Annotated in this window: 25 protein-coding genes and 2 other annotated features; of the genes, 23 read left to right on the top strand and 2 right to left on the bottom strand. The window is 47.5% G+C overall.

The features are described from left to right. Positions 1 to 126 precede the first annotated feature (126 nt). Positions 127 to 348: a binding site (T-box leader), on the top strand. A gap of 57 nt (positions 349 to 405) precedes the next feature. From ABDB98_RS12815 to pheA, 20 genes are all read left to right on the top strand, one after another. Beyond that, positions 406 to 3,048: a valine--tRNA ligase gene (locus ABDB98_RS12815; protein WP_438420329.1), complete on the top strand. Its 2,643-nt coding sequence runs from the start codon at positions 406 to 408 to the stop codon at positions 3,046 to 3,048. Between the two features lie 58 nt (positions 3,049 to 3,106). Next, entirely contained in the window at positions 3,107 to 4,399 is a 1,293-nt protein-coding gene (locus tag ABDB98_RS12810; protein ID WP_438420328.1) for a bifunctional folylpolyglutamate synthase/dihydrofolate synthase, read from the top strand. A 139-nt stretch (positions 4,400 to 4,538) separates the two neighbouring features. After that, entirely contained in the window at positions 4,539 to 5,291 is a 753-nt protein-coding gene (locus ABDB98_RS12805; protein WP_438420327.1) for a prepilin peptidase, read from the top strand. Positions 5,292 to 5,417: 126 nt separating this feature from the next. Next, on the top strand, positions 5,418 to 6,419 hold the full coding sequence (locus tag ABDB98_RS12800) for an SPOR domain-containing protein (protein WP_438420326.1): 1,002 nt from the start codon (positions 5,418 to 5,420) through the stop codon (positions 6,417 to 6,419). Between the two features lie 143 nt (positions 6,420 to 6,562). Continuing rightward, on the top strand, positions 6,563 to 7,132 hold the full coding sequence (locus tag ABDB98_RS12795; protein WP_438420325.1) for a Maf family protein: 570 nt from the start codon (positions 6,563 to 6,565) through the stop codon (positions 7,130 to 7,132). Between the two features lie 31 nt (positions 7,133 to 7,163). Then, positions 7,164 to 7,859, top strand: a complete 696-nt coding sequence (gene radC / locus ABDB98_RS12790; protein WP_016938780.1) for a RadC family protein — start codon at positions 7,164 to 7,166, stop codon at positions 7,857 to 7,859. A 91-nt stretch (positions 7,860 to 7,950) separates the two neighbouring features. After that, positions 7,951 to 8,964: a cell shape-determining protein MreB gene (mreB, locus tag ABDB98_RS12785; protein ID WP_438420324.1), complete on the top strand. Its 1,014-nt coding sequence runs from the start codon at positions 7,951 to 7,953 to the stop codon at positions 8,962 to 8,964. Between the two features lie 30 nt (positions 8,965 to 8,994). Further along, positions 8,995 to 9,858 (top strand): rod shape-determining protein MreC, encoded by an 864-nt coding sequence (gene mreC, locus ABDB98_RS12780; protein WP_007408166.1) that lies wholly within the window; start codon positions 8,995 to 8,997, stop codon positions 9,856 to 9,858. After that, on the top strand, positions 9,855 to 10,373 hold the full coding sequence (gene mreD, locus ABDB98_RS12775) for a rod shape-determining protein MreD (protein WP_438420323.1): 519 nt from the start codon (positions 9,855 to 9,857) through the stop codon (positions 10,371 to 10,373). Before mreC ends, mreD begins: the two co-directional genes overlap by 4 nt. A 53-nt stretch (positions 10,374 to 10,426) precedes the next feature. Continuing rightward, entirely contained in the window at positions 10,427 to 11,107 is a 681-nt protein-coding gene (minC, locus tag ABDB98_RS12770) for a septum site-determining protein MinC (protein ID WP_438420322.1), read from the top strand. A gap of 2 nt (positions 11,108 to 11,109) precedes the next feature. After that, positions 11,110 to 11,913, top strand: a complete 804-nt coding sequence (gene minD, locus ABDB98_RS12765) for a septum site-determining protein MinD (RefSeq protein WP_016938784.1) — start codon at positions 11,110 to 11,112, stop codon at positions 11,911 to 11,913. Between the two features lie 128 nt (positions 11,914 to 12,041). Further along, the gene (locus ABDB98_RS12760) at positions 12,042 to 12,845 is read left to right on the top strand and encodes a peptidoglycan DD-metalloendopeptidase family protein (protein ID WP_438420321.1); all 804 of its coding nucleotides are present in this window, start codon (positions 12,042 to 12,044) and stop codon (positions 12,843 to 12,845) included. Next, positions 12,838 to 13,704 carry a M50 family metallopeptidase gene (locus ABDB98_RS12755; RefSeq protein WP_060964648.1) on the top strand — a complete coding sequence of 289 codons (867 nt, stop codon included), beginning with the start codon at positions 12,838 to 12,840 and terminating at the stop codon, positions 13,702 to 13,704. Before ABDB98_RS12760 ends, ABDB98_RS12755 begins: the two co-directional genes overlap by 8 nt. A gap of 58 nt (positions 13,705 to 13,762) precedes the next feature. Further along, positions 13,763 to 13,836 (top strand) — a sequence feature (ribosomal protein L21 leader region). 13 nt (positions 13,837 to 13,849) lie between these two features. Next, entirely contained in the window at positions 13,850 to 14,158 is a 309-nt protein-coding gene (gene rplU / locus ABDB98_RS12750; protein ID WP_016938787.1) for a 50S ribosomal protein L21, read from the top strand. Positions 14,159 to 14,160: 2 nt separating this feature from the next. After that, positions 14,161 to 14,502: a ribosomal-processing cysteine protease Prp gene (locus ABDB98_RS12745; RefSeq protein WP_047475541.1), complete on the top strand. Its 342-nt coding sequence runs from the start codon at positions 14,161 to 14,163 to the stop codon at positions 14,500 to 14,502. 12 nt (positions 14,503 to 14,514) lie between these two features. Then, positions 14,515 to 14,799 (top strand): 50S ribosomal protein L27, encoded by a 285-nt coding sequence (gene rpmA / locus ABDB98_RS12740; protein WP_003152662.1) that lies wholly within the window; start codon positions 14,515 to 14,517, stop codon positions 14,797 to 14,799. Between the two features lie 317 nt (positions 14,800 to 15,116). After that, complete coding sequence (locus tag ABDB98_RS12735) at positions 15,117 to 15,695, top strand: sporulation initiation phosphotransferase B (RefSeq protein ID WP_003152664.1); 579 nt, start codon at positions 15,117 to 15,119, stop codon at positions 15,693 to 15,695. Between the two features lie 31 nt (positions 15,696 to 15,726). Next, positions 15,727 to 17,013, top strand: coding sequence for a GTPase ObgE (obgE, locus tag ABDB98_RS12730; RefSeq protein ID WP_438420320.1), 1,287 nt, complete (start codon positions 15,727 to 15,729; stop codon positions 17,011 to 17,013). A gap of 53 nt (positions 17,014 to 17,066) precedes the next feature. Next, positions 17,067 to 17,510 carry a transcriptional regulator ThrR gene (gene thrR / locus ABDB98_RS12725; protein ID WP_016938790.1) on the top strand — a complete coding sequence of 148 codons (444 nt, stop codon included), beginning with the start codon at positions 17,067 to 17,069 and terminating at the stop codon, positions 17,508 to 17,510. A 15-nt stretch (positions 17,511 to 17,525) separates the two neighbouring features. Continuing rightward, positions 17,526 to 18,383 (top strand): prephenate dehydratase, encoded by an 858-nt coding sequence (pheA, locus tag ABDB98_RS12720; protein ID WP_016938791.1) that lies wholly within the window; start codon positions 17,526 to 17,528, stop codon positions 18,381 to 18,383. 25 nt (positions 18,384 to 18,408) lie between these two features. On the opposite strand, the gene ABDB98_RS12715 is transcribed toward pheA, so the two are convergent. Beyond that, entirely contained in the window at positions 18,409 to 18,951 is a 543-nt protein-coding gene (locus ABDB98_RS12715) for a transcription repressor NadR (protein WP_060964649.1), read from the bottom strand. Then, entirely contained in the window at positions 18,948 to 20,099 is a 1,152-nt protein-coding gene (locus ABDB98_RS12710) for an IscS subfamily cysteine desulfurase (RefSeq protein WP_438420319.1), read from the bottom strand. The genes ABDB98_RS12715 and ABDB98_RS12710 overlap by 4 nt, the downstream gene beginning before the upstream one ends. A 104-nt stretch (positions 20,100 to 20,203) precedes the next feature. Here ABDB98_RS12710 and nadB point away from each other — a divergent pair, with 104 nt between their 5' ends. The 3 genes from nadB to nadA are packed head-to-tail and all read left to right on the top strand — an operon-like array spanning position 20,204 to position 23,705. After that, positions 20,204 to 21,769 carry an L-aspartate oxidase gene (gene nadB, locus ABDB98_RS12705; protein ID WP_438420318.1) on the top strand — a complete coding sequence of 522 codons (1,566 nt, stop codon included), beginning with the start codon at positions 20,204 to 20,206 and terminating at the stop codon, positions 21,767 to 21,769. Further along, complete coding sequence (nadC, locus tag ABDB98_RS12700; protein ID WP_060964652.1) at positions 21,751 to 22,602, top strand: carboxylating nicotinate-nucleotide diphosphorylase; 852 nt, start codon at positions 21,751 to 21,753, stop codon at positions 22,600 to 22,602. The genes nadB and nadC overlap by 19 nt, the downstream gene beginning before the upstream one ends. Further along, the gene (gene nadA, locus ABDB98_RS12695) at positions 22,602 to 23,705 is read left to right on the top strand and encodes a quinolinate synthase NadA (protein WP_438420317.1); all 1,104 of its coding nucleotides are present in this window, start codon (positions 22,602 to 22,604) and stop codon (positions 23,703 to 23,705) included. Before nadC ends, nadA begins: the two co-directional genes overlap by 1 nt. The last annotated feature ends 26 nt before the right edge of the window (positions 23,706 to 23,731 follow it).

The following is a 23,731-nucleotide window of genomic DNA, read 5'->3' as shown; positions in this document are numbered from 1 at the left end:
GAAAGGGCGGGGTGCATGCCCATTTATGTATGACGGCAGCGGTTTTTGGAAAAGATGATTGACGAAACAAAAACACTTTTACTATAATAAAGAACATAATAAATAAGATCATGAGCTGATATAAATACACCTGCTTTGAACGGGAAGAGTACAAGAAAGACGCATGAAGAGAGAGAAGCTACTGTGCTGAAAGGCTTCTTATGCCGTCTCATTGGAAGGTCGCCCGGGAGCATAATTTCTTGAACATACAGTAGAGAAATTCGGGCCGCACCCGTTATCCGTTTAAGTGCATGAACAAATCTGTTCATGAAAAAAGGTGGTACCGCGAAAGAGCTTTTCGTCCTTTATCAGGATGAAGGCTCTTTTTTAGTTGCTCAGCCATTTCTAACATGCTGGAGGGTTATCATGGATACAAACGAACAAACAATGCCGACAAAATATGATCCGTCTGCGATTGAAAAAGGCCGCTATGATTTTTGGCTGAAAGGAAAATATTTTGAAGCGGGCGGCGATCAAACGAAACAGCCATATTCTGTCGTCATTCCGCCGCCGAACGTGACGGGCAGGCTGCACCTCGGTCATGCGTGGGATACGACGCTGCAAGATATCGTTACGCGTATGAAACGCATGCAGGGCTATGACGTGCTCTGGCTTCCGGGCATGGATCACGCCGGAATTGCCACTCAGGCAAAAGTCGAAGCGAAACTCCGCGAACAGGGTACAAGCCGCTATGACCTTGGCCGTGAAAAGTTTCTTGAAGAAACGTGGAAGTGGAAGGAAGAGTACGCTGATTTCATCCGCAGCCAATGGGCCAAAATGGGACTCGGGCTCGATTATTCGCGCGAACGTTTCACTCTTGATGAAGGGCTGAACAAAGCCGTGCGTGAAGTATTCGTCAAATTGTACGAAAAAGGTTTGATTTACAGAGGCGAATATATCATCAACTGGGACCCTGCCACAAAAACGGCTTTGTCCGACATTGAAGTGATTTACAAAGACGTACAGGGCGCGTTTTATCATTTGCGCTATCCGTTAGCAGACGGTTCAGGCTCAATTGAAATCGCGACCACCCGTCCGGAAACGATGCTTGGCGACACGGCTGTCGCGGTTCATCCTGAAGATGAGCGCTACAAGCACTTAATCGGCAAAACGGTGATTCTGCCGATTACAAACCGCGAAATTCCGATCGTCGGCGATGATTACGTTGACATGGAATTCGGATCAGGAGCCGTTAAAATCACGCCTGCCCATGACCCGAATGACTTTGAACTCGGAAACCGCCACAATTTAGAACGGATTCTCGTCATGAATGAAGACGGAACAATGAATGAAAAAGCGCTGCAATATAACGGCATGGACCGGTTTGAATGCCGCAAAAAACTCGTCAAAGACCTTCAGGAGACAGGCGTTCTCTTTAAAATCGAAGACCATATGCATTCTGTCGGACACAGTGAGAGAAGCGGCGCCGTTGTTGAGCCGTATCTGTCCACACAATGGTTTGTCAAAATGCAGCCGCTGGCCGATGCGGCGGTTGACCTTCAGTCCAAAGAAGAGAAAGTTCACTTCGTTCCTGACCGTTTCGAGAAAACGTACCTGCACTGGATGGAAAACATCCGTGATTGGTGTATTTCCCGTCAGCTTTGGTGGGGCCACCGCATCCCGGCTTGGTATCATAAAGAAACAAAAGAAGTGTATGTCGGCCTTGAAGCGCCTGAGGACAGCGAAAATTGGGAACAGGATTCAGACGTGCTTGATACGTGGTTCAGCTCCGCGCTGTGGCCGTTTTCTACAATGGGCTGGCCTGATGAAAATGCTGAAGACTTTAAGCGTTATTACTCAACCGATGTGCTTGTGACGGGGTATGACATCATCTTCTTCTGGGTATCCCGGATGATTTTCCAAGGTCTTGAGTTTACCGGCGAGCGCCCGTTCAAAGACGTGCTGATCCACGGCTTAATCCGTGACGAGCAGGGCAGAAAAATGAGTAAATCCCTTGGGAACGGCGTTGATCCGATGGATGTCATCGACAAGTACGGAGCGGATTCACTGCGCTACTTCCTGGCAACCGGAAGCTCACCCGGACAGGATCTCCGTTTCAGCTATGAAAAAGTGGAATCCACGTGGAATTTCGCAAATAAAATTTGGAACGCTTCCCGTTTTGCCTTAATGAACATGGACGGCATGACGTATGACGAACTTGATCTGTCCGGTGAAAAATCAGTTGCTGATAAGTGGATTCTTACAAGATTGAATGAAACGATTGAAGACGTAACCCAGCTTGCGGATCGTTATGAATTCGGTGAAGTCGGACGCCATCTGTACAACTTTATCTGGGATGATGTGTGCGACTGGTATATCGAAATGGCGAAGCTTCCGCTGTACGGGGAAGATGAAGCGGCGAAGAAAACAACCCGCTCTGTTCTTGCTTACGTGCTTGACCAGACGATGCGTCTTCTGCACCCGTTTATGCCGTTCTTAACAGAGGAGATCTGGCAGCACCTTCCTCATGAAGGCGAGTCAATCACGATCAGCTCTTGGCCTGTTCCGGTTCCGGAACATACGGACAAAGAGGCAGCGGCGGATATGAAACTGCTTGTTGAATTAATCCGTTCTGTCCGCAATATCCGAAGCGAAGTTAACACACCGATGAGCAAACAGGTTGAGCTTTACATTAAAACATCTACGGAAGAAATTGCCGGACGCCTTGAGAAGAACCGTTCTTACGTTGAGCGTTTCACGAATCCGAGCACGCTGAAAATCGGGACGGATATCACCGCGGCAGACAAAGCGATGACAGCGGTCGTCACCGGAGCGGAAGTGATTCTGCCGCTTGAAGGGCTGATTAACATCGATGAGGAAATCGCCCGTCTGCAAAAAGAATTCGACAAGCTGACAAAAGAAGTCGAACGCGTTCAGAAAAAACTCGGCAACGAAGGATTCATCAAAAAAGCTCCTGAGCAAGTCATTGAAGAAGAACGCGCAAAAGAGAAAGACTACACGGCAAAACGCGAAGCTGTCCGGCAGCGGATCGCAGAGCTGAAAGGCTGATAAAACAGCGGGGCGGTTTCCTAAGAAACCGCCTTGTTGTATAAAAGAGGGGATTTCATTGTTTAATACGTACAAAGAAGCGATCAGCTGGATTCACGGCAGACTCAAGTTCGGCGTTAAGCCTGGCCTTCTCCGTATGGAAAGGCTGATGGAAAAATTAGAACATCCGGAAAAGAATATCCGCGCCATTCATGTGGCGGGCACAAACGGCAAAGGCTCCACCGTCTCTTTTATCCGTTCCGTGCTTCAAGAAGCCGGTTATACGGTCGGCACATTCACATCTCCCTACATCATTACGTTCAATGAGCGTATCAGCGTAAACGGCACGCCGATTTCTGATGAGGAATGGAGAGCGCTCGTTAATGAAATCAAACCGATAGTCGATGAGATTGATAAAACCGATGCCGGAACGGTGACAGAATTTGAAATCATTACAGCGTGTGCATTTTTATATTTTGCGAAGCGGGATGATATCGATTTTGTCATTTTTGAAGCGGGGCTCGGCGGCACATTCGATTCAACCAATATTGTGAAACCGCTTTTGTCGGTCATTACAAGCATCGGACATGACCATATGGCGATTTTAGGCAATACCATTGAGGAGATCGCCGGGCAGAAAGCCGGTATTATTAAAAAAGCTATTCCGGTCATTACAGGTGTCAATCAGCCGGAAGCACTCGGCGTTATTGAAGCGGAGGCCGAAGAAAAGCAGGCTCCGTGCCAATCGCTATATAAAACATGCAGACTGTTTAATGGTGCGGCGCTTCCGTCCGGCGAAAGCTTCTCGCTGGAAACGGAAACGAAATGTTATGAGGACGTTCAAACGTCGCTGATCGGCATTCATCAAAGGCAGAATGCGGCCTTGGCGATATTGGCTGCTGAATGGCTGAATCGCCTGAAAATCACAGCCATTTCTGAAGAAGCATTGCGAAACGGTCTGAAAAAAGCTTCATGGCCGGGCCGGTTTGAACGGCTTCAAAGCCGCCCTTTAGTGTTTGCGGACGGCGCCCATAATGAAGAAGGCGTTGATACGCTGACAGAAACGATCAGGCAGCGATTTGCCGATAAAAGCGTCCATGTCGTATTCAGCGCATTAAAAGACAAACCGTATCAGGAAATGATTAAAAAGCTTGAAACCGAAGCAGATTCCATTCATTTTGCGTCATTTGACTTTCCGCGTGCCGCAAGCGCCGAAGACCTTTACAATGCAAGCGGCCTTGCGGATAAGAGCTTTGATGAGAACCCGGACAGTGTGAAAGAGTGGATAGAACAAAAAGACGGAGCGGATGATGTCATCATCATTACCGGTTCCCTATACTTTATTTCCGAAATGAGAAAGCGGCTGATCTGACAGCCCCTGGAACACCCGGCAAGCCATTTTACGGTTTTGCCGGGTGTTTTTATGAGGAAAACACATTTTCAGCCATTTCAGGCATGGTGTTTTTCTATGCTACAATCTGAACCAGATTGATAGAAAAGGTGTGGTCTGAGTGCTTTTCATTCTGTTTGTTCTCGGTCTGATTTTCGGTTCTTTTTTTTATACAGTCGCATGCCGTATTCCGCTTCGAATCTCGGTTATTTCGCCTCGTTCATCCTGTTCGTTCTGCGGCTTGCCGCTCTCCTGGGGGGAGCTTGTGCCCGTTGTTTCCTATATCCTGCAAAGAGGAAGGTGCAGAAATTGCCGTGCGAAGCTGTCAGTGATGTATCCGGCGGCGGAATGCTGGACGGCATGTTTATTCACTGCTGCCGGTATCCATTTCGGTTTCTCAAAAGAGCTGCTAATCGCGCTGTTATTTTTGTCTCTGCTGATGATTGTGACTGTGACGGATCTGCAATATATGCTGATTCCTGACAAGGTTCTGCTGTTTTTTCTTCCGCTTTTCATCGCCGGCCGTATTTTTTCTCCGCTGGATTCATGGTATGCGGGGTTTGCCGGAGCTGTTTGCGGATTTGCTCTGCTTGTTTTTATCATGTTTGTCAGTAAAGGAGGCATCGGCGCAGGTGATGTGAAGCTGTTTGGAGTGATCGGACTTGCGCTCGGCGTGAAGCTCGTCCTTATTGCATTCTTTCTTTCCGTTATAATCGGAGCTGTATACGGTATGTGCGCCGCAGCGGGAGGCAGGCTTGGTAAAAAGCAGCCTTTCCCGTTTGCGCCGGCCATCGCAGCCGGGAGCGCTTTGAGTTACTTATACGGTGAAGAGCTGTTCGCGTTTTACATCACACTCGCTTCAGGCGGGGCTTGAAAAATTTGGCGAACGTTTTTTGGACAAGACGACAAAAGTCTTGTTCTTTTTTTTTACGCCTATGCTAAAGTGTGAACCATGATCAATTCAAGGTACGGCCAAGACGAATGCAAGGGGGAAGAGACGTTGAAAAAAAGGAAAAGCAAAAAGAACAGCAAAGCCAAAAACGAAGCCCTTAAAGTAACGATTAACGGAAAAGAAGAAACGATGTATGGACAAGAAGATGTGAATGAAGGCGGGGAGAAAACCGTCACATTTTCAAATTGGGAAGAAACAAAGAAGGCGGAGCAGGAGATTGCAGCATCTCATGAAGATCCGAAAGAAGAAGACTTCAATTGGGATGATGAGAAGAATCATGAGGTATTTGAAGACGATCCGAAAGTCGTCCCGCCATACCAGAAGAAAAACACGGGTCCTCATTTTCCGAAAAAGAAGCAGCCGTCTTCTCCAGTTAAAAAAGCGGTCACGACAATTGCCGTTGCGGCTGTTTTAGGCACCGGCCTCGGCCTTGTCGCCTTAAATATGTCGGGAAGTAAAGAAGCCTCCGCCCCCGCATCCGCTGACAAAGGTTCACAAGGACAGACGGTGAAAGCAGGAGACGTTTCAAAAGACAAACCAGAAACAAGCGGCACAGGAAACGCAGAACAGTCAGACGGAAACTATAAAACATTTGCGGTGCAGGCCGGAAAATTTTCATCAGAAAAAGGAGCGCAAACGCTTGTTGACCAGCTGACTGAAAAAGGATACTCGGCTGTCTCTCTGGCAAAAGAAGACGGGTACACATACGTGATCGCCGGTCTTGCAGCGGAAAAAAGCTTATCACAGCAATTGGGCCAGACGCTGATAGACCATGATTTTGAGGCTTGGGGCGGAAAAGAGCTCAGCTTTGCGGTCGATTCAGGATTGGAAGGCTCTTTTAAACAAGCATCTGAGCTCTCGGCGAAAGCGATTACCGGCAAAGACATTTCAAAAGCGGATGTGGCTGAAGCGGCCAAATCGGCAGACGGCGCAGACGCCGCTGACAAAAAACAGAAAGAGGCCGTGCTTCAAGCGCTGAAAGAACTGGAAACGTCCGGTTCCGAATCCGGCTGGAAAGCCCAAAAAGAGCTTCTAAGCGTTGTGAAATAATAATCTCTCAATTCCCGTCATCCGGCGGGATTTTTTATTTTGTCATCAAAAAGTTATTTTTCTGAAATTGTGGTTGCCCGTTTGATTTGGTAGGATAGACAAGTATCTTTTTTTCTTAAGCAAACCCTGAAAGGATGACAATCATGACAAAACGCTTAATACTCGCATCACAATCTCCGCGAAGAAAAGAACTCCTTAATCTTCTTCAGATTCCTTACAGCATTATTGCGAGCCGCACAGATGAAAAATTAAATCGAAACCTTTCGCCGGAAGAAAACGTCCAATGTTTGGCTGAGCAAAAAGCCGGTGCTGTATTGGCCGAAAATCCCGATGCAGCCGTTATCGGCGCTGACACGATGGTGTGCATAGACGGCGAGTGCCTCGGCAAACCGCGTGACAGAAAAGAAGCGGCACACATGCTGCGGAGGCTTTCCGGCCGAAGCCATCAAGTCATTACGGCGGTCAGCATTCAGACGCATGACCGGAAAGAAACGTTCTGTGACACGACGGAAGTGACGTTTTGGCCGCTCAGTGAAGACGAAATACAGCTCTACATTGAAACTAAAGAACCGATGGATAAAGCAGGTGCATACGGCATCCAAGGAAAAGGCGCGCTTTTAGTGAAAAAAATAGACGGTGATTTCTATTCTGTCGTCGGGCTTCCTGTCGCTAAAACAATGAGAGCCCTGAAAGAATTTAATATAAAAGCTTGATGTTCAAACCGGGAAGGGGAACAAGGAGGGGTTGATCATCCGTGATCTGCCGTTAAAATTAAGAGATTTCCCCGAAAATGAAAAACCGAGAGAGCGGCTTCTGCACTTCGGAGCCGAACATCTGTCTAACAATGAACTGCTTGCCATCCTGCTGCGGACGGGAACGAAACACGAGTCCGTCATGAACCTCTCTCACCGGCTGCTGCGGACGTTTGACGGGCTGCGCCTGTTAAAAGGCGCCTCTGCCCAGGAGCTTTCCAGCATTCCCGGAATCGGCACGGTGAAGGCCGTTCAGATTCTTGCCGCAATTGAGCTGGGCAGCCGTATTCATAAGACTGCCGCCGGGGAGCACCGGGTCATCCGTTCTCCCGAAGACGGGGCGAAGTATGTGATGGAGGACATGCGCTTTTTATCCCAGGAGCATTTTGTCTGTTTATATTTAAATACTAAAAATCAAGTCATTCATAAACGCACCGTTTTTATCGGAAGTCTGAATTCATCTATTGTCCACCCGCGGGAGGTGTTTAAAGAAGCTTTCAAACGATCCGCCGCGTCCTTCATTTGCGTTCACAATCATCCTTCAGGAGATCCTACACCGAGCAGGGAAGATATAGAAGTAACCAGGCGGCTTTTTGAGTGCGGAAATCTAATCGGCATCGAGCTGCTCGATCATTTGGTCATTGGTGACAAAAAATTTGTGAGTTTAAAGGAAAAAGGATATTTGTAACACTTTTTTTTTCGTTGATTTAAGATATAATAGATTTTATGAGTTTTTCCCTTTAGGGTATTTTTGCTTTAAGAAAGGAAGATACATACATATGTTCGGAATTGGTACAAGAGACCTTGGTATAGATTTGGGAACCGCGAATACGCTTGTGTTTGTTAAAGGTAAAGGAATTGTAGTGAGAGAGCCGTCAGTCGTTGCTCTGCAAACGGATACGAAATCGATCGTGGCGGTCGGTAACGATGCGAAAAACATGATCGGAAGAACTCCGGGCAACGTGGTTGCGCTCCGTCCGATGAAAGACGGCGTTATCGCTGATTATGAAACAACTGCGACAATGATGAAATACTACATTAATCAGGCTGTGAAAAATAAAGGGTTATTTGCGAGAAAGCCGTATGTTATGGTGTGTGTGCCGTCAGGTATTACTGCCGTTGAAGAACGGGCGGTCATTGACGCGACAAGACAAGCGGGCGCACGCGACGCTTATCCGATTGAAGAACCGTTTGCGGCAGCAATCGGCGCGAATCTTCCTGTATGGGAGCCTACGGGCAGCATGGTCGTTGATATCGGCGGCGGAACAACTGAAGTGGCGATCATTTCTTTAGGAGGCATTGTCACGTCTCAGTCAATCCGCGTAGCCGGTGACGAAATGGACGACTCAATCATCAGCTATATCAGAAAAACATATAATCTGATGATCGGTGACCGTACGGCGGAAGCCATTAAAATGGAAATCGGTTCAGCAGAAACCGGTGAAGAAAATGCGTCAATGGAAATCCGCGGCCGCGACCTTCTGACAGGTCTGCCGAAAACGATCGAAATTACGGGAACGGAAATTGCAAATGCCCTGCGTGATACAGTTCTTGCAATCGTTGATGCGGTGAAGAGCACGCTTGAAAAAACACCGCCTGAGCTGGCCGCTGACATTATGGACAGAGGTATTGTGTTAACCGGGGGAGGCGCCCTGCTCCGCAATCTCGATAAAGTCATCAGCGACGAAACGAAAATGCCTGTACTTATCGCTGAAGATCCGCTGGATTGTGTTGCGATCGGCACTGGAAAAGCACTGGAGCACATCCATCTTTTCAAAGGAAAAACAAGATAATCAGGAGTTAAATAGAAGAGGTGTATCACGATGCCGAACAAACGGTTAATGCTATTACTTCTGTGTATTATCATATTGGTGGCTATGATTGGATTCTCGCTGAAGAACGGCCGTAATACCACCTGGCCTGAAAAGCTGATCGGTGATACGACGGGAGTATTTCAAAATATTTTTCACACGCCTGCCGAGTATTTTGCAGGGTTCTTCGGGGACATAAAAGACCTGAAAAACACGTACAAAGAAAACGAACGCTTAAGACAAAAGCTGGACGGACAGACACAATATGAAGCGAAGCTCCAAGAACTCAAAGATGAAAACAAGAAGCTGCGTGATGAACTCGGGCATGTCAAATCGATTTCCGACTATGATCCGATTTTAGCGACCGTTATCGCCAGAAATCCTGATCAATGGTACAAGCAGATCATGATCAATAAGGGAACGAAGCAGAAAGTGGCCAAGGACATGGCGGTCACAAACGAAAAGGGTGCGCTTGTCGGGAAGATCAAAAGCAGCGGACTCAACAGTTTCACATCCGCCGTTCAGCTGCTGAGCGATGTTGACCGCAATAACAGAGTGGCCACCAAAATCTCCGGTAAAAAGGGAAGCAAAGGCTACGGTTTAATTGAGGGGTATGATAAAAAGAAACAGACCCTGAAAATGACTATCCTTGAACCGGATGAAAAACGCGAAGTGAAAAAAGGCGACCTTGTGGAGACCTCCGGAACGGGCGGCGTATTTCCTCAAGGGCTGACGGTCGGCGAAGTAACCGATGTCGAATCAGATGCTTACGGCCTGACGAAAATCGCTTACGTGAAACCGGCTGCCGACCTGTATGATCTTGACCATGTCATCGTTGTCAACCGAAGCGTAGCAACAGGGGAGGAAGGATCGTGAAACGTTTCCTTCTCCCTTTGATTATGATTTTGGTCTTTTGTGCGGAAAGCATCTATACAGATCTGGTGCATTTTCCTTTCGTTTCCGACGAGCAGCAGGTCGTTCCGCATTTTCTTTTGCTCGCGCTGATTTTTATGTCCGCTTATGTCAACCAAAAGCATGCGGTGATCTACGGTCTCATTTTCGGACTTCTTTATGACATCAATTATACGGGTGTTTTAGGCGTTTATATGTTTGGTTTTGCCGGTTTATGCTACCTGGCGGCCAAAGCGTTTAAAGTGCTGCAGACCAATGCCCTGATGGTCATTCTGGTCGCTGTGCTGAGCGTATGTTTGCTTGAATTTTACGTTTACGGCATTCAGACGTTAATCCGCAGCGGCACAATGACGTTTAACGATTTTGTCATTCAGCGGTTTTTGCCGACCGCTGTGCTGAATATTGCGGGAGCCATTATATTAGTCCTGCCCTTTAGGCTGTTTTATATAAGTCTGAAGAAAGAATTAAGAGATGAGTAAAAAGGGTTTTATCTTTTTTTGACGAAAAGAGTATGTTGTTGAGGTGAACATTGATGAAGACCAAAAAGCAGCAATATGTAACAATAAAAGGAACAAAAAACGGCTTAACATTGCATCTGGATGATGCGTGTTCTTTTGATGAGCTTCTCGATGGTCTTCAAAATATGCTGTCGATTGAACAATATACTGATGGCAAAGGCCAAAAAATCAGTGTTCATATCAAACTCGGGCATCGGTATCTGTATCAGGAACAGGCAGAGCAGCTGACTGATCTGATCGCGTCAAAGAAAGATTTAGTCGTGCATTCAATTGACAGTGAAGTCATCGCCAAAGAAGAAGCGCAGCGGATGAAAGAGGAGCAGGAAATTGTTTCTGTTTCTAAAATCGTCCGTTCAGGTCAGGTGCTTCACGTAACGGGAGATTTGCTTTTAATCGGAGATGTGAATCCCGGCGGTACGATCAAAGCCGGAGGAAATATATTTGTTCTCGGTTCATTAAAAGGGATTGCCCATGCGGGTTATAACGGAAATAACCGGGCTGTGATCGCCGCATCCGAAATGATGCCGACACAATTGAGGATCAATCATGTGTTAAATCGCTCCCCAGACCACATTCAAAAAGGGAACGACATGGAATGTGCTTATTTAGATACTGACGGAAATATGGTCATTGAACGCCTTCAACAATTGGCTCATTTAAGACCTGATCTAACAAGGCTTGAGGGAGGAATGTGAAATTGGGTGAGGCTATCGTAATAACTTCGGGAAAAGGCGGAGTAGGTAAAACAACAACATCTGCAAACCTCGGTACCGCCTTAGCCATTTTAGGGAAGCGCGTCTGTCTGGTAGACACAGATATCGGACTGCGCAACCTTGATGTCGTAATGGGTCTTGAAAACAGAATTATTTACGACTTAGTAGATGTAATTGAAGGCAGATGCAAGACGCATCAGGCGCTTGTCAAGGACAAACGTTTTGATGATCTGCTTCATTTAATGCCGGCTGCCCAGACAAGCGACAAAACGGCTGTTGTCCCTGAGCAGATCAAATCGCTTGTGCAGGAGCTCAAGCAGGAATTTGATTATGTCATTATCGATTGTCCGGCCGGAATTGAACAAGGCTATAAAAATGCCGTTTCCGGAGCTGATAAGGCGATTGTGGTGACGACGCCGGAAATATCAGCGGTTCGGGATGCTGACCGCATTATCGGACTTTTAGAGCAGGAAGATATTGAACCGCCGCGCCTCATCGTCAACCGCATCAGAAATCACCTCATGAAAAACGGTGACACGATGGATGTGGATGAGGTTGTTCATCATCTGTCTATTGATCTCCTCGGAATCGTTGCCGACGATGATGAAGTGATCAGAGCTTCAAATATCGGCGAACCGATTGCCATGAATTCTAAAAACCGCGCCAGCATTGCTTACCGCAATATCGCCCGGCGTATTTTGGGAGAATCCGTTCCTTTGCAGGTGCTTGAAGAGCAGCAAAAAGGGATGATGGCGAAAATCAAGTCGTTTTTCGGCGTGCGTTCATAAATATACTGGAATACAAAGATCTGATAAAGCCCAGCTTATCAGGTCTTTTTTGTTGTTCAACAGGGCGCATATTTGCAATGGACAAGGCATAGGATGTACAAACCCAACGATTGCAAAGGATGATGGCGATGAGTCACAGAGCTGATGAAATTAGAAAAAGACTGGCCAAAAGGAGAAAACCGCGCCCTGAATCAAAACAGACTTTCGTTCAAAACTCCCGACCGCAGAAGCCTCCCGCATGGCAGACGGTCAAGGAGCAGGAAAAGCACAGGCTCCTTCCGGACTATGAATATCAAACGGAACATCCGCCCGAATTTAACGGACGGCATCCGCTGATCAACGCTCATTCTATTATTTTGAAATGCCTGCTGGCCGCCTGTCTCGTACTGATTTCCGCTATCGCCTATAAAACTGACAAACTGCCGCTGAGTCAGATTAAACCGGCGATTGCACAAACCTTTCAAAAAGAATTTCAGTTTGCTGCCGTGAATCATTGGTTTGTATCCTCATTCGGAAACCCGCTTGCTTTTCTCACCCCGGGAACGAAAAAGAAGGACGGTCAGGTAGCGGTCAGCCAGGATATGGCCGTTCCCGCCGCGGGGAAAATCCAGCAGAACTTTCAGAATAACGGAGAAGGCGTCGTTGTTGAAACAGCCAGTGAAGCCATTGACAGCGTAAAAGAAGGCTACATTACGGAAGTGAGCAAAGATGAAAAAACAGGGCTGACGGTGAAGGTGCAGCATGCCGACAATACAAGCAGCATTTACGGCCGGCTCAAAGATGTTGACGTATCATTGTATGACTTTGTCGATAAAGGAAAAAAGATCGGTTCGATCAAGCTTAACGATAAAAGTAAAGGACAGTATTATTTCGCGATTCAGGATGGCGATAAATTCATAGATCCGATTCAGGTGATCACATTTGATGAATAAATGGCTCAGCCTTCTCTTCAAAATTCATGTCCACCCTTTTCTTTGGATTATCATGGGGCTTGGTCTTCTGACGGGGCACATTAAAGCGCTGCTGTGTCTTTTGCTGGTCGTATCCGTTCATGAGCTGGGGCATGCTGCTCTGGCTGTGTTTTTTTCGTGGCGCATTAAACGCGTCTTTCTGCTCCCTTTCGGCGGGACGGTTGAGGTGGAGGAGCACGGAAACCGGCCGCTTAAAGAGGAATTCGCGGTCATTCTGGCGGGCCCGTTCCAGCATGTGTGGCTTCAGGCGGCAGCCTGGCTCCTTTTTATGTCCGGCTTTACAAGTCAGCAGACATTTGAGATGTTTACCTTTTATAATCTCTCCATTCTTTTCATCAATCTTTTGCCGATCTGGCCGCTTGACGGCGGAAAGTTTGTGTTTTTATACTTCTCTAAACAAATGGCTTTTCAAAAAGCGCATCTCCTCAGCCTGCAGACATCAGCCGTTTTTGCACTTTTGCTCTGCTGCTGGATTGTGCTGGCCGTCCCCCTCCAGGTCAGCGCATGGGTGCTGTTCGTCTTTCTCGCCGCTTCTTTATGGGATGAATACCGCAAGCGGCATTATATTCAGCTGAGGTTTCTTTTAGAGAGATATTACGGTAAAAACCGCGATGTCGCCATGCTGCATCCTTTGACTGTCGCAGCCGATGCCAAAGTAAAGCATGTCATGGCCGAATTCAAACGGGGCTGCAAACATCCCATTATCATTGAAAAAGCCGGCGAGAAGCTCAGCCAGCTTGATGAAAATGAAGTGCTTCATGCATATTTTGCTGATAAACGGACAGATTCCTCCATGGAAGACCTGCTGCTGCCTTACTAGAAATAGATTGACATATCTCTTTGGTTCTGATATATTTTTTAATGTTATGGATGTAGCACCAATGCTACAACCGCTCGGGACAGGTGATAAGAGCTTTAAAGCCCCCTGTTGCTGGCGAGTCTTAGTCTAATAGGAGGTGCAGAGAATGTACGCAATCATTAAAACAGGCGGAAAACAAATCAAAGTTGAAGAAGGTCAAACTGTTTACATCGAAAAACTTGCTGCTGAAGCAGGTGAAACAGTGACGTTTGAAGACGTATTGTTTGTTGGCGGAGACAGCGTGAAAGTCGGCAACCCAACAGTTGCAGGCGCGACAGTTACAGCTAAAGTTGAAAAACAAGGCCGTGCGAAAAAAATCACTGTTTTCCGTTACAAGGCAAAGAAAAATGTTCATAAAAAACAAGGTCATCGTCAGCCTTATACTAAATTGACAATCGAAAAAATCAACGCGTAAGCATGATTGAGGCAACAATTCGAAGATCCCGAAATGACGGGGGCATTTTGTCCTTTGAAATGACGGGACATGCCGATTTTGCTGAACATGGACGAGATCTCGTTTGCGCCGGGGTTACGGCTGTCGTTTTCGGGGCGGTCAATGCGGTTATCGCGCTGGCTCCTCTCGAACCGATTCTTGATATAGGCGAGGACGGGGGTTATTTCTACTTTGAATTCCCTGAAGCCGCTGATCAGGAAGCTTTGCAAAAAGCGCAGCTGCTGATTGAAGGCATGATTGTTTCTCTTGAAACGATCGAGCGGGATTACAGTGAACACTTACAGTTGACTGCAAACCAAATATAGGAGGTGAGTTACATGCTTAGATTAGATCTTCAGTTTTTCGCTTCTAAAAAAGGTGTAGGTTCTACAAAGAACGGACGTGACTCTGAATCTAAACGTTTAGGCGCTAAACGTGCAGACGGTCAATTCGTAACAGGCGGATCTATCCTTTACCGTCAACGCGGAACGAAAATCTACCCAGGTGAAAACGTGGGCCGCGGAGGAGATGACACTCTTTTTGCTAAAATCGACGGAACTGTTAAATTCGAACGTTTCGGCCGTGACCGCAAAAAAGTGAGCGTATATCCTGTAGCTCAATAATGACACAAAAAACTCCGGTCGTTGACTGGAGTTTTTTTTGCAGTAAGCGGAGTAACATCAAGAATGAAAAGCAGAGGACGCGTGAGTGAACCCCGCCTTGAATGAGGACATCAGCTTCTCATACCCACTGGATATGTTCCCCAAGCAGTGATACCAAAAATGTTTCTGCCTGGCATCCGCAGTGCATGCGATCCGAAAAAGGAACATGATGAACCAGGAAAAACAAGTGTTTTTCTAACAAAGCCTTCTCTGTTATAATTCATAGTACACACTTATCAAGACTCCTAAAAAGAAATTAAACGATTGGGAGTGCGAAAATGAAGGATGTATCGAAGAAACAAGAAGAACCTGTAAGCGATGCGGCTCTGATTAATGAGCTGATCCAATTAATGGGCCATTTCCGTCATGATTGGATGAATAAGCTGCAGCTGATAAAAGGAAACTTAAGTTTGCAGAAGTATGACAGGGTCGTTGAAATAATCGACGAAATGGTCATAGATGCAAAGCACGAGTCAAAGCTCTCAAACCTGAAAACCCCGCACTTGGCGTTTGACTTTCTTACATTTAATTGGAAGTCCCGTTATATGAGGCTCGAATACGAAGTGCTCGGAGAAATTAAAGATTTATCGGCATATGATCAAAAGCTGTCGAACCTGATGAGAAAACTGTTTCATCTGTTCGGTCTGGCGGTAAGCAATGAAAGTGAAAATCATCTGACCGTATCGCTGCAGACGGATCACCCTGACAGACAGCTTATTGTATATCTCGATTTTCATGGAACGATTGCAAATGCAGATGTGTTTGATGAATTTCGCAAATCGCGGTATGAGGACTTTGATGTCATGCAATTTGAGCTGACCGGCCATGAATGTGTGGCCGAAATTGGAATGAACTAGCGGTTTTTTACGGTTTAGAACGGAGGATATTATGTTTGTAGATCAGGTGAAAGTATATGTAAAAGGCGGCGACGGCGGTAACGGAATGGTTGCGTTCCGCCGTGAAAAATATGTGCCGAAAGGCGGGCCTGCCGGCGGTGACGGCGGTAATGGAGGCGACGTCGTCTTTGAGGTTGATGAAGGATTGCGCACGCTTATGGACTTCCGGTACCAGCGCCATTTCAAAGCGATACGCGGCGAGCACGGCATGTCTAAAAACCAGCACGGCAGAAACGCGGACGATATGGTTGTTAAAGTTCCGCCCGGCACAGTCGTTACGGATGACGATACAAAACAGGTCATTGCCGATCTGACTGAACATGGACAGCGCGCCGTCATCGCAAAAGGCGGACGCGGCGGACGCGGGAATACCCGCTTTGCGACACCGGCCAACCCGGCACCGCAGCTGTCAGAGCACGGAGAGCCCGGAAAAGAGCGCTATATCGTGCTTGAACTGAAGGTGCTTGCAGACGTAGGTCTCGTCGGCTTCCCGAGCGTCGGAAAATCTACGCTTCTGTCTGTCGTTTCATCGGCAAAGCCGAAAATCGCCGATTATCATTTTACAACGCTTGTTCCGAATCTGGGCATGGTGGAAACGGAAGACGGAAGAAGCTTTGTCATGGCGGATCTGCCCGGCCTGATTGAAGGAGCGCACGAAGGAGTCGGCTTAGGCCACCAATTTCTCCGCCATATCGAACGGACGCGCGTCATTGTTCATGTCATTGACATGTCAGCGATGGAAGGCCGTGATCCGTATGAAGATTATGTGACCATTAATCAGGAGCTCAGTGAATATAATCTGAGGCTGACGGAGCGTCCGCAAATTATCGTTGCGAATAAAATGGACATGCCCGAAGCGGCTGAAAATCTTAAAGCGTTTAAAGAAAAGCTTCAGGATGACCATCCTGTCTTCCCAATCAGCGCGGTGACGAGAGAAGGGCTCCGCGATCTTCTGTTTGAAGTCGCCAACCAGCTGGAAACAACGCCTGAATTCCCGCTGTATGATGAAGAAGAACTGGCGGAAAACCGCGTGATGTACACGATGGAAGATGAAGAAATTCCATTTAACATTACCCGTGATCCGGACGGTGCGTTTGTGCTTTCAGGTGACAGTCTGGAACGCCTCTTTAAAATGACTGACTTCTCCCGTGACGAATCCGTCAAGCGTTTTGCAAGACAGATGCGCGGAATGGGCGTTGATGAAGCGCTCAGAGAACGTGGGGCTAAAGATGGCGATATCATCCGGCTTCTGGAATTTGAATTTGAATTTATTGATTAAAAAGACGGAGAGCTTGCGATGCAGGCTCTCTGATGTAAGAGGGAGGGGTGCAGGTGAAAGAAGAGACATTTTATTTAGTGCGTGAAGACGTTCTGCCTGATGCGATGCGGAAAACCCTTGAAGTCAAAAAACTGCTGGACAGAAAAAAGGCTGAATCGGTTGCAGATGCCGTGCAGAAAGTTGATTTGAGCAGAAGCGCTTTTTACAAATACCGAGATGCGGTTTTCCCTTTTTACACGATGGTTAAAGAACAAATAATCACACTTTTCTTTCATTTGGAGGATCGGTCAGGCGCGTTGTCCCAGCTTTTGCAGGCGGTGGCTGACTCAGGAAGCAACGTGCTTTCCATTCACCAGTCGATTCCGCTTCAGGGCAGGGCGAATGTCACGCTCTCAATCAGCACATCCGCAATGGAAGAAAACATTCATACGTTAATGAATAAACTGAGAAAATTTGATTTTATAGAAAAAGTTGAGATCTTAGGGTCAGGCGCGTAAGGAGAGAAGAGAAACATGAGAGTCGGTTATTTAGGGCCAGAAGCCACATTTACACATCTAGCAGTCAGTTCCTGCTTTCAAAACAGCGTGACACAAGCACCTTATCATACAATACCGGCATGCATGGATGCGGCGGTTGCGGGAGAAGTGGATCTTGCATTTGTTCCTTTGGAAAACGCGCTGGAGGGCTCGGTTAACTTAACGATTGACTATTTGATTCATGAGCAGCCTCTTGCGATTGTGGGGGAAATGACGCTGCCGATTTACCAGCACCTGCTCGTTCACCCTTCGAGAGAAAATGAGTGGAAAAAGCTTGAGAAAATTTTTTCTCATTCACATGCGATTGCGCAATGCCACAAATTTCTTCATCGGCATTTTTCGTCCGTCCCTTATGAGTATGCGAAGTCAACAGGTGCGGCTGCTAAGTATGTGAGTGAGCATCCGGAACTTCCGATCGGCGTGATTGCGAATGAAATGGCGGCTGCTACATACGGCTTGAGCATCGTGAAGCGGGATATTCAGGATTATCAGGATAACCACACGAGATTCGTCATTCTTTCGCCTGAAAAAGACGTCTCATTTGAAGTGAATGCAAAACTGTCATCAAGATCGAAAACGACGATGATGGTGACGCTTCCCCAAGATGACCAATCAGGCGCACTGCACAGGGTGCTGTCCGCTTTTTCATGGAGAAACCTGAATTTATCAAAGATCGAATCGCGCCCGACAAAAACGGGTCTCGGCAACTATTTCTTTATCATTGATATTGAACAGGCGATGGATCAGGTGCTCATTCCCGGAGCCGTTCAAGAGATGGAAGCCCTCGGCTGCCGGGTCAAGCTTCTGGGAACATATCAATCCTATTCGATATAAAAAAAGCCCTTCTGGGGGCTTTTTTTTAATCTTTTATTAATATACCCGCGTCGTCCAAGGCTTGGCAGGCTTGATCAATCCGCTCTTTCGTCGGCGCGCTTAACGTATGGAGATGCACGCCTCCTGTCAGTTGTGAAAGGTAAGCGGCATTTGTCGAGTTAATGTGATCCATGAATTGTTTGACTTCTTTCCGTGTGCTGACTCTTATGGCAGCGGTTAAATCGCCGTATACGGGGTGTTCAATGATGACGTCCTTTATGGTGACCCCTTCATCGACGATGAGTTCAAGCTCTTCTTCCGTCCGCTCCGGGCCGTGCAGGCAGGCGACAATCCGTTCGGCGTTTTTTTCGCCGCCGGCATTCATGCTGATGTATAAATAGCCTTGGCTCGTTGCGATAATCGGTTCGCTTTTTGCTTTCAAGAGGGATATATCCTGCACGATCACCTGTCTTGAGACATTTGCTTTTTTGGCCAATTCGCTCCCTGTTAATGGTGAGCCGGCTTCTTTCAGCCATTGAAGCAGCATGTCGCGTCTTTTCGCCCCCGTAAGCTTCGTTCCTTCTGTCAAATTGCTGATTCTCCTTTCTTTTGCTCCCATAGCGCCGTAAATGTATGTATCAGCATATCGAGCTGTTCACATGTTGTTTCATTTCCGAATGAGATCCGGAAAAACTGCCGCGCTTCCCGTTCGGTTTTTCTCAGCGCCTTCATAGCTGAAGAAGGGCCGTGACTGCCGGCGGAACATGCGCTCCCGGTTGAGATGCAAATATCATTACGATTACATTCTAACATAACATATTGTCCTTCAAAGGAGTGAAAAAAACACCCGACAATGTGGGGCAGGCATTCACCGTCGGTTTCTTCCTCCGAAAATGTAATAGGGAGGCCCTGAAGCCGAATTTGTTCATAAAAATATTTCCTCAGCCTCTCTGCATGCTCACGGTGTTCCGCCATGTGTTTCACTGCATACTCCGCAGCAGCGGTAAAAGCGCCGATGGCCGGTACATTCACAGTACCCGGCCTGAACCCGTTTTCATGTACGGTATGCGGATAAACCGGCTTCCAGCTGACGCCGGGCCGAATGTAAACAGCCCCGGTGCCTTTCGGGCCGTATACTTTATGACCGGAGACGGAAAGGGCATCGATACCCGTCTGATCTGCATTAATCGGCAGTTTGCCGAAACTTTGAACACAATCGCAATGAAGCAAAATGTTTCGATGGTGAAGAAAAGCGGCCAGGCGATCCAATGGCTGGATGAGACCGGTTTCTGAATTGGCGTGCTGTATAGAAACAAGCCCTGTGTCAGGACGGATATGAGCCGCCAATATGTCCTCGGTTATAAGGCCGTTTCTGTCGGGGTAAATGACAGTAACTTCAATTCCCTGATCCGTTAAAAACGCCGCGGCATTATGGATCGAATGGTGTTCCATTGCGGTCGTAATAAAATGTTTTTTGTGAGGGGGAAGACCATGCAGCAATGATTGGACGGCCAGAATGTTCGCTTCCGTGCCGCCGCTTGTAAAATAAATGCCGTCTGCCGCTCCGCCGATCAATTTTCCTGCAGACTGTCTGCAATATTCCAGCACATCCGCCGCTCTCCCTCCGGCATCATGAAGGCTGCTTGCATTTCCGAATACTTCTGTACTGAGATGCTGAAAGACTTCCGCGGCTTTTTGGCTTAAAGGCGCTCCCGCCGCATAATCAAGATAAATCATACAGGCCGTCTCCTATCCGTTTATGTTAAAAAAAGCTTGAGTTTATTTTATCCTTGTGTAAATATAGGTGTCAAGACAGGTGTAAATATAACAGGAGGGTGATTATGTCTGGAAAAACAATTATCATCATTGGTTCGGGGACGGCGGCCCTCGCCTGTGCTTCTGCATTTCCTCCGTCATACCAAGTGACCGTCATAACGAAAAGAAACGTAACAAACAGCAATTCGCATTATGCTCAAGGCGGGATTGCTGTTTCATATGCAGAAGATGACTCCATTGACTCCCATGTGAACGATACACTGTATGCGGGCTGCGGCCATAATGACGTGACAGCCGTGCGGGATTTGCTGCAAAGCGGACAAAGCATGATAAACAGGCTGATAGAAAGTCAATTTCCATTTGATACGAAATCAGACGGAACATTTTGTCTCGGCAAGGAAGGCGCTCATTCTAAAAGAAGAATTCTGCATGCCGGGGGAGATGCGACCGGGCGGATTTTGGTTGAGTATCTGCTTCGGCAGCTGAGGGACGGCATACGGATCATTGAACACGAAACGGCTGTTGAGCTGCTGATTGAAGACGGACGATGCGCGGGCGTTGCCGTAAAGGATGCTTCAGGCTCCGTTTCTTACAGAAGAGCGGATTGCGTAGTGCTTGCCTCAGGCGGGTGCGGCAGTCTGTATCAGTATCATACAAATGATTCCGCCATAACGGGTGACGGCATCGCTCTTGCTTTACGTGCGGGAGCAGAGATCACGGACATGGAGTTCACCCAGTTTCACCCGACCCTCCTTGTGAAAAACGGAACTGTGTACGGGCTGATTTCTGAAGCTGTGAGAGGGGAAGGCGGATATTTAACGGATCGTTCAGGGCGCAGAATCATGACGGGCAGACACGCGCTTGAAGATTTGGCGCCGAGAGATGTCGTTTCACGGGCGATTTTCGAAGAAATAATGAAAGAAAATCCAGTTTACATGAATTGCAGCCGGATAGCCGATTTTAACAAACGTTTTCCGACCATAACAGAAATTTGTAAAACAGCCGCCGTTGATATTGAAAGCGGAATTCCCGTAGCCCCGGGGATGCATTTTTTAATGGGCGGAGTAAAAACCGATACATGGGGGAAAACGTCTGTGCCTGATCTCTACGCCATAGGCGAGACCGCCTGCACAGGCCTGCACGGGGCAAACCGGCTTGCGAGCAACTCGCTGCTGGAAGCTTTGGCAAGCGGACAAAGGTGTGCGGAACATATCATTCAAACGCCGTTAAACGGAAGATATAAAAAAGCTTCGAGAAAATCTGACGTCATCTTACAAGTGCCGGACACAACGCTTCACATGCTCCAAGCAAAAATGACAGCCGGAGCGGGCATCGTCAGAGATAAAGAAAACATGCAGGCGCTGGCATCCTGGCTTCACAAAGTACCTGTTCATCATATGAATGTGAAGGATATCACAACGGAACAAGCCGAGCTGTCCTGCTTATGGCAGACCGCACAACTCGCCGTATCTTCTGCTCTTATCCGGGAGGAAAGCAGAGGCGCCCATTTTCGCGCTGATTTTCCCGGGACAGAGAAAGAGTGGCATGGAAAACAAATCATTCATTCAGCATCAGGAACAGTTATCAGAAAAAACGAAGGGATTGGGGAAATATGGACATTCTGCAGCTAAAGCAAATGCTGACACATTTTTTTCAGGAAGATATCGGAACGGGTGACGCAACGTCACAAGCGATTTTTTCGGATCAGCAATGTAAGGCGGAGATTATCGCCAAAACAGACGGTGTGTTTGCCGGAGAAGCCGTTATCCGAGAAGGGTGGAAGCTTTTAAACAACGATATCCGCGTCCGCTCCCTGAAAAAAGACGGAGAACGGATGAAAAAAGGAGACGTGCTTGCTGAAATGGAAGGCCCGGCGGCGGCTCTTCTTACGGGGGAGCGTGTCATCCTGAATCTTATACAAAGAATGTCAGGCATTGCGACAATGACGGATGAGGCCAAAAGGCGTCTTGATGATCCGTCCATTAAGCTTTGCGATACGAGAAAAACGACACCGGGGCTCAGGATGCTGGAAAAATACGCCGTCCGGATCGGCGGCGGCTGTAATCACCGCTTCGGCCTATACGACGGCATCATGATTAAAGATAATCACATTGCCGCCTGCGGATCGATAAAGGCGGCCATGGAGCGGGCAAGAAAAGCGGCGGGGCAGATGCTTGCGGCAGAAGTCGAAATCGAATCCGAAGAGCAGCTGCTGGAGGCAATAGACGCGGGCGCAGACGTTATTATGTTTGACAACTGTCCGCCTGAGACCGTCCGGCGTTTTGCAGCCATGACACCGGCCCATATCAAAACGGAAGCATCCGGAGGCATAACGCTCGACACTTTGCCTGCTTATAGAGGAACAGGCGTACAATATATTTCACTCGGATTTCTGACTCATTCAGTAAAAAGCGCCGATATCAGTATGGATGTTGCGGCGGCGGAACAGGGGGATTTTTCATAATGTCTATCTTTGACGTATTAACTGCATCAGCTGACATGATGCCGAGCCATTATAAAAACTTGAGTACTGAAGAAATGGAGGAGCGGGTCGCCGCGATTAAACGGTCCTTCGGAAAACGTCTGTTCATTCCGGGACATCACTATCAAAAAGATGAAGTGATACAATTTGCCGATACTGCTGGTGACTCCCTGCAGCTTGCCCAAGTAGCCGAAAAAAATAAAGATGCGGAATATATTGTGTTTTGCGGCGTGCATTTTATGGCGGAAACGGCTGATATGCTGACTGATGATAACCAAACCGTCATTTTGCCCGACATGCGCGCCGGCTGTTCGATGGCTGATATGGCTGATATACAGCAGACGGATAAAGCATGGCAAGAGCTTCAGGAGCTGTACGGTAACACCATCATTCCGTTAACATATGTTAACTCGACGGCGGAAATTAAAGCATTCGTCGGGCGGCACGGCGGAGCGACTGTCACTTCTTCGAATGCCCGGAGCGTGCTGGAATGGGCTTTTAAACAAAAGGAAAGAATTTTATTTTTGCCGGATCAGCATTTAGGCAGAAATACAGCATATGACCTCGGCATTCCGCTGACAGAAATGGCTGTATGGGACCCGGCTCAGAACCGATTGCTTACTGACCACCCGGAAAACATTAAGGTCATCCTTTGGAAAGGACATTGCTCCGTACACGAAAAATTCACAGCGGAAAATATTTCTCAGCTGCGGCAGCGGGATTCTGACATCCGGATTATCGTTCACCCGGAATGTTCGCGGGAAGTGGTCTCGCTAAGTGATGACAGCGGATCTACCAAATACATTATTGATACGATTGAACAGGCTGAGCCGGGAAGCAAGTGGGCTGTCGGTACGGAAATGAATCTTGTGCAGCGCCTCATTCAATCGCACCCGGATAAACAGATTGAATCACTGAATCCGGATATGTGTCCGTGTCTGACAATGAACAGAATCGACCTTCCGCATTTATTGTGGTCGCTTGAGCAGCTTGAAAAAGGCGAGCCGAAGGGTGTCATTAAGGTTCCGGAAGCGGTTCGGACAGAAGCGCTTCGTGCGTTGAACAGAATGCTGAGCCATACGTAAAAATAAAAAACTCCCCTCCTTTCCAA

It is taken from the genome of Bacillus siamensis (assembly GCF_051628075.1).
GTDB classification, from domain to species: domain Bacteria; phylum Bacillota; class Bacilli; order Bacillales; family Bacillaceae; genus Bacillus; species Bacillus siamensis.
This window is presented reverse-complemented; position numbering and strand designations above follow the sequence as displayed.

Bases quoted from the DNA above. Each gene is read 5' to 3' on its own strand.
- ABDB98_RS12735 (WP_003152664.1), top strand. From the start codon at position 15,117: ATGAAGGATGTATCGAAGAAACAAGAAGAACCTGTAAGCGATGCGGCT.
- pheA (WP_016938791.1), top strand. From the start codon at position 17,526: ATGAGAGTCGGTTATTTAGGGCCAGAAGCCACATTTACACATCTAGCA.
- mreC (WP_007408166.1), top strand. From the start codon at position 8,995: ATGCCGAACAAACGGTTAATGCTATTACTTCTGTGTATTATCATATTG.
- ABDB98_RS12710 (WP_438420319.1), bottom strand. From the start codon at position 20,099: ATGATTTATCTTGATTATGCGGCGGGAGCGCCTTTAAGCCAAAAAGCC.
- obgE (WP_438420320.1), top strand. From the start codon at position 15,727: ATGTTTGTAGATCAGGTGAAAGTATATGTAAAAGGCGGCGACGGCGGT.
- rplU (WP_016938787.1), top strand. From the start codon at position 13,850: ATGTACGCAATCATTAAAACAGGCGGAAAACAAATCAAAGTTGAAGAA.
- minC (WP_438420322.1), top strand. From the start codon at position 10,427: ATGAAGACCAAAAAGCAGCAATATGTAACAATAAAAGGAACAAAAAAC.
- ABDB98_RS12760 (WP_438420321.1), top strand. From the start codon at position 12,042: ATGAGTCACAGAGCTGATGAAATTAGAAAAAGACTGGCCAAAAGGAGA.
- nadC (WP_060964652.1), top strand. From the start codon at position 21,751: ATGGACATTCTGCAGCTAAAGCAAATGCTGACACATTTTTTTCAGGAA.
- rpmA (WP_003152662.1), top strand. From the start codon at position 14,515: ATGCTTAGATTAGATCTTCAGTTTTTCGCTTCTAAAAAAGGTGTAGGT.
- ABDB98_RS12795 (WP_438420325.1), top strand. From the start codon at position 6,563: ATGACAAAACGCTTAATACTCGCATCACAATCTCCGCGAAGAAAAGAA.
- nadA (WP_438420317.1), top strand. From the start codon at position 22,602: ATGTCTATCTTTGACGTATTAACTGCATCAGCTGACATGATGCCGAGC.
- nadB (WP_438420318.1), top strand. From the start codon at position 20,204: ATGTCTGGAAAAACAATTATCATCATTGGTTCGGGGACGGCGGCCCTC.
- ABDB98_RS12745 (WP_047475541.1), top strand. From the start codon at position 14,161: ATGATTGAGGCAACAATTCGAAGATCCCGAAATGACGGGGGCATTTTG.
- ABDB98_RS12815 (WP_438420329.1), top strand. From the start codon at position 406: ATGGATACAAACGAACAAACAATGCCGACAAAATATGATCCGTCTGCG.
- ABDB98_RS12755 (WP_060964648.1), top strand. From the start codon at position 12,838: ATGAATAAATGGCTCAGCCTTCTCTTCAAAATTCATGTCCACCCTTTT.
- mreB (WP_438420324.1), top strand. From the start codon at position 7,951: ATGTTCGGAATTGGTACAAGAGACCTTGGTATAGATTTGGGAACCGCG.